This is a genomic window from Xanthomonas citri pv. citri (assembly GCF_000961215.1).
GTDB classification, from domain to species: Bacteria; Pseudomonadota; Gammaproteobacteria; order Xanthomonadales; family Xanthomonadaceae; genus Xanthomonas; species Xanthomonas cissicola.
Window position 1 is genome coordinate 2,560,940 of record NZ_CP008998.1, and the last position, 16,134, is coordinate 2,577,073.

The following is a 16,134-nucleotide window of genomic DNA, read 5'->3' on the forward strand; positions in this document are numbered from 1 at the left end:
ACCTCGACTCACTTCCAGTTCGCGGCCAACGTGGTCTCCAGGCTGCTCTGGTAGTTCGCCGGCAGGCTGGTCTGCCCCGCCGCGGGCGGCGAGAACGACGCCATCGCCTGCACGAGGCTCTGCACCTGGTTGGCCTGCAGCGCCTTGCCATCGCCAGCCTGGAAGCGTTCCACTTGGTACTGCGAACCCGCATACCAGTTGCTCATTACCAGTTTGTCGCTCGTACCGATGATGCTCACCTCCAGGTTGTTCCCGCTCTTGCGGAACCACAGTTGGCGCGACGACACATCGTTTGCGAACTTGGCGATGTCGAGGTTGCCGCTGGTGGTGTCGTTCTCCTGCACCGTGTCCGTGCCGTACCCACGAGCGAGCCAGTAGGTGTCGTTGCCCAAACCTCCCGCCAACGTGTCGGTGCCGGCGCCGCCATCCAGGTAGTCAGCCCCCGCGCCCCCCGTGAGCACATTGGCGCCTGCATTGCCCGTCAGCCGGTTGTTCAGCTCATTGCCGGTGCCGTTGATCGCTCCCGAGCCCGCGAGCACGAGGTTCTCCACGTTGGCCCCCAGCGTGAAAGACACGCTGGACATCACCGTGTCGGTCCCGGCGTTCGCCGCTTCCACCGCCTTGTCACCCGTGTTGTCCACGATGTACGTGTCGTCGCCCGCCAGACCGGTCATGGTGTCGGCGCCTGCCAGGCCGTCGATCGTGTCGTTGCCGGTCGTACCCGTCAGGGTGTCGTTGCGGGACGTGCCCGTAATGGTGGACGACTGCACGGTGACGGCAAACTTCTGGGTCGCCTGCGCTCCCCAGGGGTCCTTGGCGCTGACCGAAATCTCGTAGGTGCCCAGGGGTGCGTTCGCTGCGGCCTTGAACGTCTGCGACTGCGCATCGAAAGTCAGCCAGGCCGGGAGCGCCGCGCCATTCGCGAGCGTCGCACCGTAGACCAACGCGTCCTTGTCATCGTCCACGAAGACGGTCGTCGGCACCTTGAAGTTCCAGGCACCGCCCTGCTTGAACGATTGCGCCGCGATCGTCTGCCGCGCCTCGGGCGCCTGATTGACGATCAGCGCGAAGCCGATGTCCATCGACGCGCCCGATGTATCGGTGGCCACGACCTCGAAGTTGAAGAGCTGTCCGCCCACACTGCTCGGCGGCGTGCCCGTGAACGTGCGGGTGGCCGCATCAAAGGAAATCCAGGCCGGCAGCTTCCAGTCCGCGCTGGCGGGATAGCGCACGCTGAACTGCAGCGCATCGCCGTCCGGATCCGAAAACAACCCATCGGGCACCGTGAACCGGAACGCGGTCTGCTCCGTGAAATACTGCGTGCCGATCCAGCCCTCCGCGACTGGCGCGCGGTTGCCCTTGTCCACCACCAGAGAGAACGTGTCCGACACGGCCGCGCCCAACCCATCGGTCGCCGTGACCTGCACGTCGATGGCGCCGACATCACCCTGGGCCGGTGTACCGCTGAACGTGCGCGTGGCGGCGTCGAAACCCAGCCACGACGGCAGCGCACTGCCGTCGGCACGCGTGGCGCGGTAGGTCAACGTGTCGCCCGCGTCCTCGTCCTTGAAAGCCTCCACCGGTACCGTGAAGCTGAAGGCCGCGCCCGTCGACGCGCGGGCATCGGCCAGCGGGGCCGCCAGCACCGGTGCATGGTTCACCGCATTCGGATCCGCGCGGCGCAGCAGGGTGTCGCGCTCCCAAGCCGTGCCATCGGCGAACTCGATGCGCCGCACGCCGCTGGCCGCAGCGTCTTGGTAGAAGGACTTCACGGTGACGGCATCCTGCGAGCCGCGCAGGGACACCTCCAGGGAGTCCCCGTCTCGCCTCAGCACCACGTCCTGTGCCGTGACGCCCGACTTGAACCGCAGCGTCTGGCTGCGCTCGCCGCTCACCCGGCCCGTCCATGATTCGATGACATCGCGGCCGTCGCCGCGACCGAACAGGTAGATGTCGCCGCCCACCAGTACATCGTTTCCGGCACCGCCGTCCATCGTGTCCAGGCCCGCATAGCTCACCAGGCGATCGTTGCCAGCACCGCCCTTCAATTCGTCACGGTCCTGGCCCGCGGACCAGAGCGCCGCGGCGGGGCGGATGGCCGCATATTGGTCTTCCACGACGTCGTCGCCATCGCCACCTTCCACGATGTCGTCCTGGAATGAGCCGCTCACTGTGTTGTTACCGGCATTGCCGATCAGGTGCACGCCTTGCGCGGGATCGCTTCCGCGCAGTCTGCCGTTGGCCGCGAGGTTTTCCACGTTCGCGTAGTCGTCCAGGCGGAAGACCTTGCCGTTGGATCGCCATGCGGCCTGGCCCATCGCCACCACGTCGAGAATGACCCGGTCCGTTCCCCCGCCCGCCACCTCCACCACCACATCGTTGAGTCCCACATAGTAGGTGTCGTCGCCGCCCCTGCCGGTGAGCACGTTGCGCGCGGTGTTCCTGGACGCCCGGATCTGGTTGGCCTGGTCGTCGCCAGTGGCGCTCAAGGTCTGGTCGCCCAGCAGTTCGACATGCTCGACGTTGGCGACGGCCGACAGGTCCACGGAGACGCTGGAGGAAACGATCGTGTCGTTGACTGGAACCTGTTTCCCATTGGCATCGACCCCCGTCTCGACTACCTTGTCGCCCGCGCTGTCCACCAGGTAGAAGTCGTCTTCCACGCCACCGATCAGCGTGTCGTTGCCGCCAGCGCCATCCAGCACGAGGCCGCCGAACGCATCGGAGCGATCCCGCATCATCATGGTGCTGATGCGACCTTGATTGGTGGCGTCGATGACGTTGTCCAGGGCATTGCCCGACAGCCGCACCCGGGTGTCGTCGGACCGGCCGTCGTACAACAGAGAGGAAGACTGAAAACCGTAGTAGGAGTCCACCGGTACGACGCGCGTGGTGTTCGTCCAGTCCACCAGCACGAGGTTTTCGACGTTGTCCGCGAGGGATCGGCTCTTGGCGTCGAGCAGCAGCGTGTCGTTGCCGCCATTCGCCTGCTCCACGATCTCGTCCTTGTTGATGGCGTAGGCATCGCCCGCCATGTCCACGTAGATGTCGTCGCCCGCACCGCCTTCCAGCCGCTCCAGGCCCTCCTTGCCATCGAGCACATTGCTGCCCGCGTTGCCCACGATCACGTTGTTCGCGCCGTTGCCGACGCCCGCGATGTCGAGCGTGCCGGTGAGCGTGAGGTTCTCGACGTCGGTCGGCAGCACATAGGAGACCGCGCTGCGGATGGTGTCCGTGCCCTGACCCGCGCCCTCGGCCACGGTATCGCCGGGGTGGTCGACGGTGAAAGTGTCGTCCGCAGCCGTGCCCTGCTGGGCACCGGCCGCGCCGCGCGCGTCCACGATGCGGCCCTGGATATCCTGCGCATTCCAGCGCGTGCCATCGCTGAATTCGAAGACCTCCACGCCGCCATCCGCGCCGAAGAAGCCCGGAATCCACACCTGTCCGGCGCCGGGCACCACCACCACGAGCGAATCCGTGGCCCCATAGGCCGCGGCACGCCCCGTGGCGTCCGCTGGAGCACTGGAGGTACGGACCAGGCGCACGTCCGCCGCCGCGATGTCCGCACCAAAGCGCAGCGTGTCCGAGCCGCCCGCTTCCGTGATCACGTCGCGGCCGTCGCCCCGGCCGACGAGGTAAGCGTCATCGCCCGCGCCACCCGCAAGCGTGTCGAAGCCCGCACCGCCCGACAGCACGTCGTTGCCGCCCCGGCCCGATAGCACGTCATCGCCCGCCCCGCCCACCAAGCGGTCGTCCGAGAAGTCGAAGCCCGTGAGTCGGTCGTGCCCCGCCCCGCCCACGAGTGCCTGACGCTGCAGATCCTGCAGCGTCCAGACGGTGGCCGGATCGCCCGCGAAGCGCACCTGCGCAACGCCCCCCGGCTGCCCGCTGGAAAACAACCCCGACAACACGACCGTCGTCTTGAGTGCTCCAGTGGGCACATCCCTCACGCTCAGAACCGCCGCGCCGTCCATATGCGCCACCGACACCTGGCCCGGCGTGATCGCGGCATCGAACTCCAGTACGTCCCGGGCCTCGGCATCGTCGCGCACGATGGTGTGCAGACCGCCCGAGGGTCCGATGCGGAAGGTATCCCCCCCCGCGCCGCCGGACAGTTGAGACGGACCCGTCAGCGACGCAACCAGGATGTCATCGCCGGCGTCGCCGTACAGCGTGTCGCTGCCCGCGGCACCGCCCTCTCCCGCGATCAGCACATCATTGCCGTCACCACCGCGCAGGGTGTCCGCACCGGCCCCGCCATCCAGCATGTCGTTGCCGGCCAAGCCGTCGATGGTGTCGTTGCCCGCCAGTCCGCGCAGTTCATCGTCGCCCGGCGTGCCCCGGAGCGCGTCGTCGCCAGGCGTGCCGGAGTTCGCGCGGTTGAACACGTCGCCCCAGCTCCACAAAGTCTGCGGCGCATCATCGAACACGAACCGGAGGCCGCGCTGGCCCTCGGCGAAGTCCATGAAGCCGAGGATGCGCAACTCCTGCGTTCCCGCATTTCCCTCACCAGCCCAGGTGACCAGCAGATCCTTTCGGCCGCCCTCGCCCGGCACGCTGGAAATGCCCACCTGCGCCGGGGTGAGGCCCGCGGCGAAGCGGACCGTGCGGCCAGAGCCGTTCTGGGTCTGGCCGTCCACCAGCAAGGTAGCGCCCACCGGACCGGCCGACCTGCGCACCACCAGCGTGTCGCTGCCCGTGCCGAGCTTCACGCGTGCGCCCGGCACTTCCACCACGTCGTCGCCAGCGCCCGCGTCCACGGAAGTGCCCATGCCCGTGATGCGGTCGTTGCCATCGCCAGCATCGAAGGTGTTGTCTCCGCGCGCATCCGTCAGCGCGTCGTCGCCCGCACCGCCGTACAACATGTCGGCTCCCTCACCTCCATCGATGGTGTCGTTGCCCACGCCGCCGTAGACCGTGTCGCTGCCGGCCAACGCGTCCACCGTGTCCCCCGTGGGCAGCAGATGGATTTCCGAATCGTTGCCCGCGGTCGCCTGGGCCTGGCCCGGCGTGAGGGCAAGGTCCGCGAACGCCACAGCGCGTCCGTCACCGAACTCGATGCGCGACAGCGGCTGCGAGGTAAATGCCGCCTTTACCGTAAGGCGGTCCTGCGTGCCGATGACCCGCACCAGCAGGTCGTCCTCCACGCGCGAGAACATCAGGTCGGACTGCGCGAGCCCTTCCTTGAACCGGATGACATCGCCATCCGCCGGTGCGGCCATTCCGGCGGAATAGCGGTCGACTCCATCGCCCCGGCTGTAGAAGAAGGTGTCGCGGCCTTGGCCCGAATCGACGGTGTCATTGCCCGCTCCGGCATCGATGGTGTCGTTGCCGAGGTCACCCCATATCTGGTCGTCGCCCGCCCCGGCCGTCACCACATCGTCCCCGGCGCCCGCGTAGATCCGGTCGGCGCCGTCGCGGCCCGTGATGAGGTCGCGGTAGGGCGTGCCATCCCCTCGCCCCGCATTGCCGTCGGTGCGCTCGCGCATGTCCAGCACGATGCCGCGCGCGACCAGATCGGTCCACGCGAGTTCACTGCCATCCGCGAACCGTGCGAGGTCGAACGGCCGGTCGTCGCTGCCCGAGAGTCCGTCCAGGCGCACCATGTCGTCGCCGTCTCCATAGCGCAGGTACAGGGCCATGCCTTGTCCATCGAACTTGCGCACCAGCGCCACGCCGTCCGCCGCGATGCCTTCGCCGAACTCGAACACATTGGCAGCGCGAGCGGCCTGCGTCTGCGCGCTCACCGCGCCGGTCACGGTATCCAGGCCGTCGCCCCGCTCGAAGGTCAGCACGGCGCCGCCAGAGTCCCTCGCCTGGGCGATGTCGAAGATGTCGTTGCCCGCGGCGCCTTGCAGCATGCCGCCGCCCGCGCCCAGGCTGAGGCGATCCGCTCCACGCCCGCCGTAGGCCTTGCCGCCCGCTTCGGCCGTGAGGTTCTTGTCCTCCGTTACGTTGGCCCGGATCCACCGCGCGGTGGACACCTGCACGCCATTGACCACCAGCGTCTCGAACGCGCCGGTGAACCCGTTCTCCAGCACCAGCCCCCGCCGCTCGGACACTTCGCCCATGCGCATCGCGAGGTCCTGCCCCTTGTCGGTCCGGGAGGACGAGACCGCGCCCGAGAGCATGACGGTGTCGTCGCCGCCCGCGTCCCGCAGCAGTTCCGCCGCGTCCGACGACCCCTCGGGCAGATCGGCCGCGTCGATCACGTAGGTGTCGTTGCCCAGCCCGCCGTCCAGCAGGTCCGCGCCCGCCCCGCCGATCAGCGTGTCGTGGCCAGCGCCCCCGTAGAGCGTGTCCCGGCCTTCGCCGCCCATCAGCGCGTCGTTGCCGTTGCCGCCCACCAGCGTGTCGTTGCCCACCCCGCCATCCAGTGTGTCGTTGCCCGTGAGCGTGGACACCGCATCCACCGCGTGCTCGTCCTCCCCGGCCAGCCAGTCGTCGCCTTCGCCGCCAGCCAGTCGTCGCCTTCGCCGCCAGCCAGCACGTCGTCGCCGCCGCCTCCGTACATAGAGTCGTTGCCCGCCCCGCCGTCCAGCCGGTCGGCACCATGCCACTTCGCATCCACCTGGTCCGCCGCATCGTCGCCTTCGAGGATGTCGGCCCCCGCGCCGCCCAACAACACGTCCGCGCCGCCCCCGCCCACCAGGGTGTCGTCGCCCTCGCCACCGTCCAGAAAATCGTCACCCGTCTCCGGGCCGTTCATGCGGTCCTGGTCACCAAAGATCTCGTCGTTGCCCGTTCCGCCATAGAGGATGTCGTCGCGTCCGCCCCCCCGCATGCGGTCGTTGCCCGCGCCGCCATCCAGCACGTCGTTGCCGTGACGCGAGGCCTCCAGCACGTTGCGCACCACCATCTGCGCACCGTGGATCGTCAGCGTCTCCACCGCCTGCTGCCCGGCGGCCGGCACCACGTCGTAGTCGCCGTCCAGCCAGTCGTCGCCCGCTCCGCCGTCAATGAAGTCGTCGCCGTCGTAGCCCGCCACCATGTCGTTGCCGGTGCCCGCGAACACGGTGTCGTCGCCCGCGCCGGCATTCACCACGTCGTCACCCGCGCCCGCGTAGATCGTGTCCGCACCGGCCCCCGCAGCCTTGCCCACGTTGCTCATGAACGCCTCGCTGCCGTTCAACTGCGCGAACGTCTCCTGCGAGCCCGCCACGTATTGGGTCGTGTCACCCTCCAGCGGCCGGATGTCCTGCGCCCGCATCGCCAGCAGGCCCGAGGCGTCCACCTCCGACAGCGGGTTGACGCCGAACGTGCGCAGGTCCGTCTTGCGGATGCGCTGGCCCAGGCTGTCGTAGGGGGTCGTTCCGATCTGCGCCAGCGCCATGCTCGCCATCAGCAGCCTCGGCTGGCCCGTGGCCGGGTCGTTCGCGCCCGTGCCATGCGCGTCGGCGGCATTGCCCACCACCAACGCTTCACCGTTGCCGTCGGCCAGGATGATGTCCGCGCCTCCCCCGCCCACGAGGGTATCGTCACCCGCCCCGCCGTACAGCACGTCGTCACCCCCGCCGCCCAGCAGCCGGTCGTCCCCGCGCCCGCCCGACAGGCTCGCGAAGCCGTTGCCGCTGCCCGCCTGCGTCTCCCCGGCCGCGATGGCCGCGGACAGGTCCACCGGCGCGCCCACGGTCAGCACGTCGTCGCCCGCCTCGCCATACAGCCATTGCCGCGAGGATGCCGCCGCCGTGCCGCCCTCCAGCATGTCCGCGCCCGCGCCCCCGGCCGCTCCGTGCCGGTTGCCGCCGGCCTGGAAGGCGCCCGTCACCCGCAGACCGACATCCTGCTGCGCCTGCGTGAGGCGGTCGTAGGCGTCGCGGCCCGCCGAGGTGGCAAGGTTGTAATTCGAGGCTGGCTGTGTCGGTGCCGATGCGACCAGCGATACATCCCAGCGGTTGGAGGCCGCCTGCTGCGGAGTACCTTCGTCGTCCTGGGATTTGCCTTTGTAGGTCGCTTCGATCCGTGCCGCGCCACCCGTCGCTGTGTCTCCTGTCTGCATCAGCGCGAACACGATCTCCGTCTGGCCTTCCACCAGATTCAACACTGCGGGTCCGACAGGCAGGACGGCTCCGGCAGATACGAAGCGGAACTGGTCCTGCATGGCACTGAGCGAGAGCGTCACCGTGTCGCCCGCTTGCGCGGGTCGGTTGAGGTGGACGGACATTACTTCACCGCCACCGTCCTTCACTGTCGAGAGGCCCGCCAGCGCCTGCGGCTCGAATCGAGGGTCTTCGAATGGGCTAGCGCCCGCCTTGTCGCTCAAGGCCAGCCGCATCTTGGATTCCAGCTTGATGCCGAGATAGCCCGCGTCCGTCTTCGCCTTGGTCAGGTCGAAGTTGTCGATCGTGATCGTGTCAGCCACGTTGCCCGCGCGCGTGATGACCAGCTTCTTGCCGGTGGTGGAGGCCGCGTCGTTGTACACGGCCAGTCCGACGCGCTGGCCGTCCAGGTCGGCCACCCATACGTCGGCTTTGCCGGCGCTTTTGGCATCGCCCAGGGTCTTGCCGTCGATCTGGATCGCGCCGAGCCCGTCCTGGTCCAAAACATAGTCGCGGCCGAAGCCGCCAGTGAACTGGTAGGTATCGGAACCCAGTCCGCCCAGCAGCGTATCGTTGCCATCGCCGCCGGCCAGTATGTCGTTGCCTCTGCCCGCGAAGATGAAATCCTGCCCCGCGCCCGTGTTGAGCACGTCGGCACCGTCCGCCCCCAGCGCCAGGTCGCGCTTGTCGTCGGCAACGCTCTGGTAGTTCAGCGCCCCGCTGGTCGCCACCGCCACGCGTTCCGACAGGGGCACGTTCCCTCGTACCAGCGCCGCATAACTGCGGTTGTCCAGTTGGGGAATGGTGGTCTGGGTTTCTCCCAGGATGCCTTGCACGAACGAACCCCAGGAACGGTAAGTCCCCCCCGAAGCCTCCACATCGGCCACCTTGAAAGACACGCCGCCCGCCTCCGATTTGAGCAACGGCTTGAGCGCCCCACCTTCATAGCGATCCGGCGTGGCATCCGGGCTCGTGGCGCTGTAGTAGTGCCGCAGCACACTGGCCAGAACCCCTTCCTGGAAATGCTGGACGAACCCTCCATTGGGCACGCCCAGTTTGCCGACATCCTTGCCAAGGGCATCCAGCATCTTGTCCGCAACCACCGCTTGCGCGCTGTTCGGACTGCCCTGCGATACGCCGAACTGGTGGCGCAGGATGTGCTCGGCCAATGTCGCGTTGGGTTGATCCGTGCGTTGAATACCCAACAAATCCGCATTGGAGAACAGCCCCAGAAACGGCTTGTACCGCTGCGCCGCCAGATAGAAGCCCTGGTCAGCAGACCCATCGCGGCTCTCCAGCATCAGCGTCAGCAATGCCTGCGAGTGCAGCGCCACCGCACTCGCATCCGAGGCGTTCTCCACCAGATCAAGGCCGCTGCCGTAGATGCGCATCGCATCGCGCACCGACACGTCCACCCCTTCGCCCGTCAGCATCTCGCCCTTGAGCGCGATGGCGCGCACGTTCGCTTCCCGCGCCACCGTCACGGGCACCATCACCACGCTGGGCAGGCCGGCGGCCGTGCCCGCCCCGGCCGCCGCCGGACCCAGCAGCCGCAACGCCAGGCCCACCGGCACCGGCACCTGCCCCGAGGTCGTGTAGCTCGCCAGCTTGGCGTCCGGTGCCAGCCCCTGGCGCTCCAGATGGGCGTTGAGCGCTTGGGCGTTCTCCATGCTGGCGGCCGCTCGGAACGGCGCCGGGTCGAATGTCACCGCCTGCACGTCCAGCATCACGCCGATGGCCGAGGCCAAGCCCCCGCCCAGCGAATGCCCGGTCAGCACCATGCTCTTGCCCGCCATCGCGGGATTCTGTTTGAGCCGCACCACGAACTCCGCCGCCTGCCTGAGCTGGTCCGTCAGCTTGCCTCCGCCCAGCGGCACGTTGTTGTCGAACATGTCGGGCTTCAGTTCGCCCTCGAAATACGTGCCCGCGAAGCTGACCACGACCTCGCTGCCTTTTACATATGCCGCCGCTTCGAAGCCAGTCGTGCTGTCTTGCCAGTAGACGCGGCCGGGCACGTTGGTTTCTGGTCGGCGCTGGCTGCCATAAGGCCAACCAGCGATATTCAAGGAGACCCACCCCTCCGGAACCAATATTTTGTTGATATCTGCGCGACTGGATTCATAGCTGGCACCTGCCAGCAAAGCAAGTTCTACGTTGCGATTCATTTATTACCTCCCTCTTTTTTTACCGCTGGATATGCCTGGCAATCGATTGGTCGACCGTGATCGTTCTTCTGCACTAAGCGCCACGTAGTTCCGTACGAACCCGCAGCCTTTCTTTTCTTCGCCTCAATTATTTCTTTAATCTGCTCGGCAGACAGCAATTTCTTCGATCTTCTCAAATCAGGCGAATCGGGACCGTAATCTGTAGCCATGTTTGGTTTATTGAATTCTTTCGGCAAAGCCGAATAACTCACACTTCGCCAAACGCCATTTACTTGAGTAAATGTTTCGTAGGAGCCGATGGGACAGTCTGTGTCCACACTGAATGGCCCAACACTGACGATCAACCAGGGAACACCGTTATCAAAATCAAGCAGCAGATAATTACTGCTGCCGGTAATCTGATGGGTGTATTTCTTCTTGGGGTCATCCGGATCGGAAAAATTAATCGTTCTTTTCTGCGTCGATCCCGATTGCCCCGGCTCCGTCCAGCCGCCCGCCACGTCCTTGCGCTCTGCGATGATCTTGCGGCCGTCATGCAGCAGAATTTCCTCCTTCCACTCGAAGGTGTTCGGCGTGCAGCCCGCCAATGCGGGGAGCAAAAGCGAAACGGACAGGCATCCGTGCACTATGGATTTCATGACTCAACTCCTTTGAACTTATGCTCGATACCTTGAGCGCTCGACAGCTACGCATCGACAAGCCTTGGTCGCTCACCCCAGTGGATTCGCCACCACCGCGCCGAGCGCATCCCGGAAGGCGTCGGAGGCAATCAGCGACTCCCCCGCGCCCTGCGGCGCGAATCCCGCCATCGCCTGGACCAGCTGCTGCGCACTGATTTCTAGTGCAGCCGTGCCCCCACCGATGCGGGCCGTGTCCTGCGCGGAGGTCGTGAGAGACAGGCCTCCATTGCCGCCGATACCGGCCGCCGTCGCCGTCAACACCGCCGCGAGATCCACACGCCCGCTCAGCGCCTGGGCAGCCGCAGGAACGGCATCGCTGCCCTCCTCCACCCTCCAGGGTTTGGCCTCGACCACGACGGGTTGCCCGTCATCTCCGTCTTGCTGAAACAACTCGGGCCGCGTATTGCCCCATCCGTCTGTGATGTCGGCCATGGCCATCGGCTTGGCGTAGCCGATTTCCGCCTCATCCGGCGCGGGAAGGCTGGACGCCTGCGGCAGTGCCTCCATCGCCGCGGCGAATGCGCTCCGCAGCGAACCGTGCAACCCATTCGGGTCGTTGGTCCCGGGTACCGCTGTCTCGTCGTCCTTCCCGGAAACCTCGCCGATTCCGGCCGCGCGCAGCGCGGAAGCGAGGGTGGTTTGTGCGTTGCTGTCCTTCATGCTCTTCTTCCATTCCTTGGTGTTTAAAACTCGTGTGCTCGTGTGTCCTGCCGGACCATTGCCTCAGCGCTCGCGCAGGCTCTCGCTGCCCGCCTTCTGGATGGGACTCAACAGGTAGTCGATCACCCGGCGCTGGCCGGTCTTGATCTCGGCTGTCAGGTTCATGCCGGGGGCAAGGCGGATGTCCTTGCCGTCCACGGCGATGTGGCCCGTACCCAGCCGCAACAACGCCGGGAAAATCGCCCCGCGCTTCTCGTCGTTGACCGCATCGCGCGTGACGGTCTCCACCTGGGCGGGCACCGTCCCATACCGGGTGAACGGGAAGGTCTCCAGCTTGATCGTGACGTCCTGCCCCGGCTCGACGAAGCCGATGTCCTTGTTCTCCAGCGTGACCTCGGCGCTCACCTGGGCGCCGTCGGGCACGATGACCATGAGCACCTGCGCCTCCGTCACGACACCGCCCTCGGTGTGTGCGGCCAACTGCTGCACGGTGCCGCTCACGGGCGCGGCGAGGGTCGCCAAGCGCTCGCGCCGCTCCGCCTTGGAGAGTTCTTGCGCGTTCTGCTCGCGTTTGAGGTCCGCCTGCGCTTGCCGCTCGCTCAAGGCGCGGCGGGTTTCAGCGAGATAGGACATGCGCGCCTGCCGCGCCTCGGCCAGCGTGGCGAGGGCTTCCTGCAGGCGGGCCTGCTGGGTGGCCAGGTCGCGTTCCATTTCCACGCGCTCGCGCATGCGGTCCTGGGTGGCGTGGCCGGACATGAAGCCTTGCGCGGCGAGGGTCTGGAAGTCCGCTTCGCGCTGGCGCACCACGGGCAGCGTCGTTTCGAGCTTGGCGACCATGGCGCGCACCGTGGCGATCTCGGCCTCCCGGCGTTGGCGCTCGGCGTCCAGGCGGGCCGTGCGCGCGGTGATGTCGCTCCATTCGGCCAGCAACTGCGCTTGCGCGTCCGTACGTTCGCGGGCACTCCACGCGGCGGGGATGTCTTGCGGGGACCAGCGGGGCAGTTTCGTGCCGGGGCCCGCCTCACCTGCCAGTGTCGCCTGCAGCGCCCGCACGCGAAGCGACTCCGATTCGGCCGCACGATGCGCCTCGCCGAAGCTGGTGCGATCGGCGTGCGCGGCGGTGGGATCGAGTTCGAGCAGCGGCTGGCCCGCCTCGACGTGATCGCCTTCTCGCACGAGCACGCGCCGCACGACGCTGTTTTCCAAAGGCTGGACGAGCTTGGTGCGGTCGCTGACGATGATGCGGCCCGGCGCCACTGCGACGATGTCGATCCTGCCGAAGATGGACCATACCAGCGCGATCGCGAAGAGCGCCATGACCAGCCAGGCGAGGCGCCGCGGCGCGGGATGGACGGGGGTTTCCTGCAGGCTTAGCGCGGCCGGCAAGAAGGCGCGTTCGTCGGCGAGCCACGGCGGACCGGCCAGCGCCGCGCGTTGCGCCCAGGCCGCGCGGAAGATGTCCGCGTAGCGCTGCAGGAGCAGGTGCGCGGGGTGCCGCGATTCGGCCGCGGCGGGCCCTCTGGGCGTGGAAGCGTTCATGCCACCACCTCCTCGGTGCGCGGACCAGTGCGAGTCATTGGAACCGTGCCGCCGCCCCCGTCCTGCATGCGCCACAGGTGGGCGTAGAGCCCCTGCGGGCGCTGGATGAGCGCGTCGTGCGGGCCGGCCTCCACGATGCGCCCCTTGTCCATCACGATGATGCGGTGGGCCTGGCGCACGGCCGAGAGGCGGTGGGCGATGATGAGCACGGTGCGGCCCTCGCAGATGTGCGCCATGTTGCGCTGGATGATGGCCTCGCTCTCGTAGTCGAGCGCGCTGGTGGCCTCGTCGAGGATGAGGATGCGCGGGTTGGTGAACAGCGCCCGCGCGATGGCGATGCGCTGGCGCTGGCCGCCCGAGAGGCTGCCGCCCTGCTCGCCCACGAGTGTGTCGTAGCCCTCGGGCAGCTCGCTCACGAAATCGTGCGCGCCCGCCAGCCGCGCCGCATGCACCACGGCCTCGATGGGTGCTGCAGGATCGGCGATGGCGATGTTCTCGCGCACACTGCGGTTGAAGAGGAGGTTCTCCTGCAGCACGACGCCCACCTGCCGCCGCAGCTGCGCGGCATCGATCAGGCTGATGTCGATGCCGTCCACCAGGATGCGGCCCTGCTCGGGCACGTAGAGGCGCTGCACGAGCTTGGTCAGGGTGCTCTTGCCCGAGCCCGAGCGGCCCACGATGCCGATGACCTCGCCGGGGCGGATGTCCAGTTGCACGCCGCAGAGCACCGGCACGGCCTCGGGCCGGTAGCGGAAGTGCACGCCATCGAGCGTGACGCGCCCGCGCAGGGCTGGCAACTGCGCGGCGCTGGTGGCGGGCACCTCGGTGCGGGTATTGAGGATGTCGCCCAGCCGGGCCATGGAGATGCCCGTCTGCTGGAAGTCCGTCCATAGCTGCGCCATGCGCATGATGGGCTGCGCCACGCGCTGCGCGAACATGTTGAAGGCGACGAACTGGCCCACGCTGAGCTGGCCGTCCATGACCAGGTGCGCGCCCCACCACAGGGTGGCCGCGTTCACCAGTTTGCCGATCAGGTTCACGCCCTCGTGCGCCCAAGCGGCCAGGTTCTGGGTTTTGAAGCTGGCGCTGACGTAGGCCGCGAGCTGGTTGTCCCAGCGCCGCGCGAACGAGGGCTCCAGGGCGCTCGCCTTGACGGTCTGGATGCCGGTGACGGTCTCCACGAGCATGGCCTGGTTCTCGGCGCCGAGCGCGAACTTCTGGTCCAGGCGCCGCCGCAGCACCGGCACCACGGCCAGGCTCAGCCCGAAATACAGCGGAAGGCTCGCGAGCACGATGAGCGTGAGCGGAACGCTGTACATCACCATCACCGCAATGAAGACCACCGAGAACAGGACATCCAGCACCACGGTGAGCGCGTTACCGGTGAGAAAACCCCGGATGTTCTCCAGCTCGCGCATGCGCGCCACCGAGTCGCCCACGCGGCGCGACTGGAAGTAGGCAAGCGGCAGCTGCACGAGATGCCGAAACAGCTTCGCGCCGAGTTCCACATCGATGCGGCTGGTGGTGTGGCTGAACACGTAGCCGCGCAGGCCGTTCAGCAGGCTCTCGAAGACGACCACCACCACGAGCCCGCCGACCAGCACGTCCAGCGTGGTGAGTCCTCGGTGCACCAGCACCTTGTCCATCACGACCTGGAAGAAGAGCGGGCTCACCAGGGCGAAGAGCTGCAGCATGAAGGAGATGAGCAGGACCTCCCCCAGCAGTCGCCGATGCTTGATGAGGCTCGGGATGAACCACGAGAAGTCGAAACGGGCCAGTTCGCCCGCCAGGCTCGCGCGGCTGCTCACGAGAATGAGATCACCCGTCCAGCGCTTGGCGAACTCTTCGACGGGCTCGATCACCGGACGTCCGGCCGACGCGCTCTCCCCGGGCTCCTGCAGCAGCACACGCTGGCCATCGCATTGCGCGAGCACGGCGGTGCGAACGCCATGGCGAGGGGCGTCGTTGCCCTCGCCCGCAACCCCTGGCTCGCGGTCGGGCTCTCGCATGGACTCTCGCAGCAAGGCCAGCGCGGGCAAGGGTGTCAGTGCCAGCCGCTCCACGCCGCACGACACTTTGCGCGCCTTCAGTCCCAGGCTCTTCGCGGCCCGCAACAGATCCGGCACGTCCACCGGCTCGCTCGGCGACAGGCCCAGCTGGTGCGCCAGCGCCGCCGGGTCCGCCGCCACCTGGTGCAGCCTGGCGATCAGGCAAAGCGATTGCAGTGCCTGCAGCCCCGGCCCGCCCTGGGCCTGAGGAACGATTTTCCCTTCCGACATGCGGATTTCCCCTATTTTTCCTGCTCCGCACGCCATTGGCGGTTCGCTCCTGTGTTAGGGGCGCGATGGTACGAGGCCCCATACACGGGCCAACGTGCCAGTTGCAGTTACCGGACAGAAATATTGTGTTTTTTTGTAACCAGCCCGCAGCGGGCATGGAGCACGCAAAAAATCGAAGGCCGACTCCGTGACGCCTTCCGTAAAGGAAAGGCGGAGCCACGGAGTGAGCCCTCCAGCGGCGCCATTTCGGCTCCATCCATGAAAGACGAGCGAGCGACCGGATTACCCCATGCCGTGCAAGGCTGCATGGAACTGAACCCGGAAAGCCTTTCGGCCCGTCCGACCCGGGTGCCACCTCGCCCAGCGTGGATGGGTCGCGTACGGGATTCCCGGTATGACCGAGAGCACTTCGAAGACGCTGCTTCGGGTCGTCATGCGGGAAAGACCGGTTGCCACATCGGTATACCGAACACGCCACGACCGCCAAACTCGTTTTAAAGGCGTCTTACAGAGCACTGCCTTTCACCGCAGATATTCGAACGCGTGTGGGTCATCGATTCTGTACAAATCTCCCGCGCGAAACGAAACGGTGGGTTCATTCACGCCATTTCATCCGCGCCGAGGATGGACCTGTGCTCCATGACAGGGTGCCCAATCCCGGGGAAAAACCGGTTCCAAAAAGGGATCGCTGCAGGAAATCAGCGGGGGAATTGCCGCACCCGTCCGTCTTCATGGGAAGAGCCCGTGACGGACGGAAACACATGCGCTGCAA

The 16,134-nt window shown here is 67.0% G+C and carries 6 protein-coding genes; all 6 read right to left on the reverse strand.

The genetic code is table 11. From position 1 onward, the window contains the following. Positions 1-8: 8 nt before the first annotated feature. Entirely contained in the window at positions 9-6,404 is a 6,396-nt protein-coding gene (locus AMD14_RS25305) for a putative Ig domain-containing protein (RefSeq protein WP_272913820.1), read from the reverse strand. Further along, positions 6,320-10,204 carry a Tle-like phospholipase domain-containing protein gene (locus AMD14_RS25490; protein WP_011051407.1) on the reverse strand — a complete coding sequence of 1,295 codons (3,885 nt, stop codon included), beginning with the start codon at positions 10,202-10,204 and terminating at the stop codon, positions 6,320-6,322. Before AMD14_RS25490 ends, AMD14_RS25305 begins: the two co-directional genes overlap by 85 nt. Then, a complete protein-coding gene (locus AMD14_RS23395) occupies positions 10,201-10,842 on the reverse strand; it encodes a hypothetical protein (RefSeq protein WP_011051408.1) in 642 nt (213 codons plus the stop codon). The genes AMD14_RS25490 and AMD14_RS23395 overlap by 4 nt, the downstream gene beginning before the upstream one ends. 72 nt (positions 10,843-10,914) lie before the next feature. Next, positions 10,915-11,544: a hypothetical protein gene (locus tag AMD14_RS11625; protein WP_011051409.1), complete on the reverse strand. Its 630-nt coding sequence runs from the start codon at positions 11,542-11,544 to the stop codon at positions 10,915-10,917. Positions 11,545-11,607: 63 nt separating this feature from the next. After that, positions 11,608-13,083 (reverse strand): HlyD family type I secretion periplasmic adaptor subunit, encoded by a 1,476-nt coding sequence (locus tag AMD14_RS11630; RefSeq protein WP_011051410.1) that lies wholly within the window; start codon positions 13,081-13,083, stop codon positions 11,608-11,610. Next, positions 13,080-15,362 (reverse strand): type I secretion system permease/ATPase, encoded by a 2,283-nt coding sequence (locus tag AMD14_RS11635; RefSeq protein WP_011051411.1) that lies wholly within the window; start codon positions 15,360-15,362, stop codon positions 13,080-13,082. The genes AMD14_RS11630 and AMD14_RS11635 overlap by 4 nt, the downstream gene beginning before the upstream one ends. Positions 15,363-16,134 lie beyond the last annotated feature (772 nt).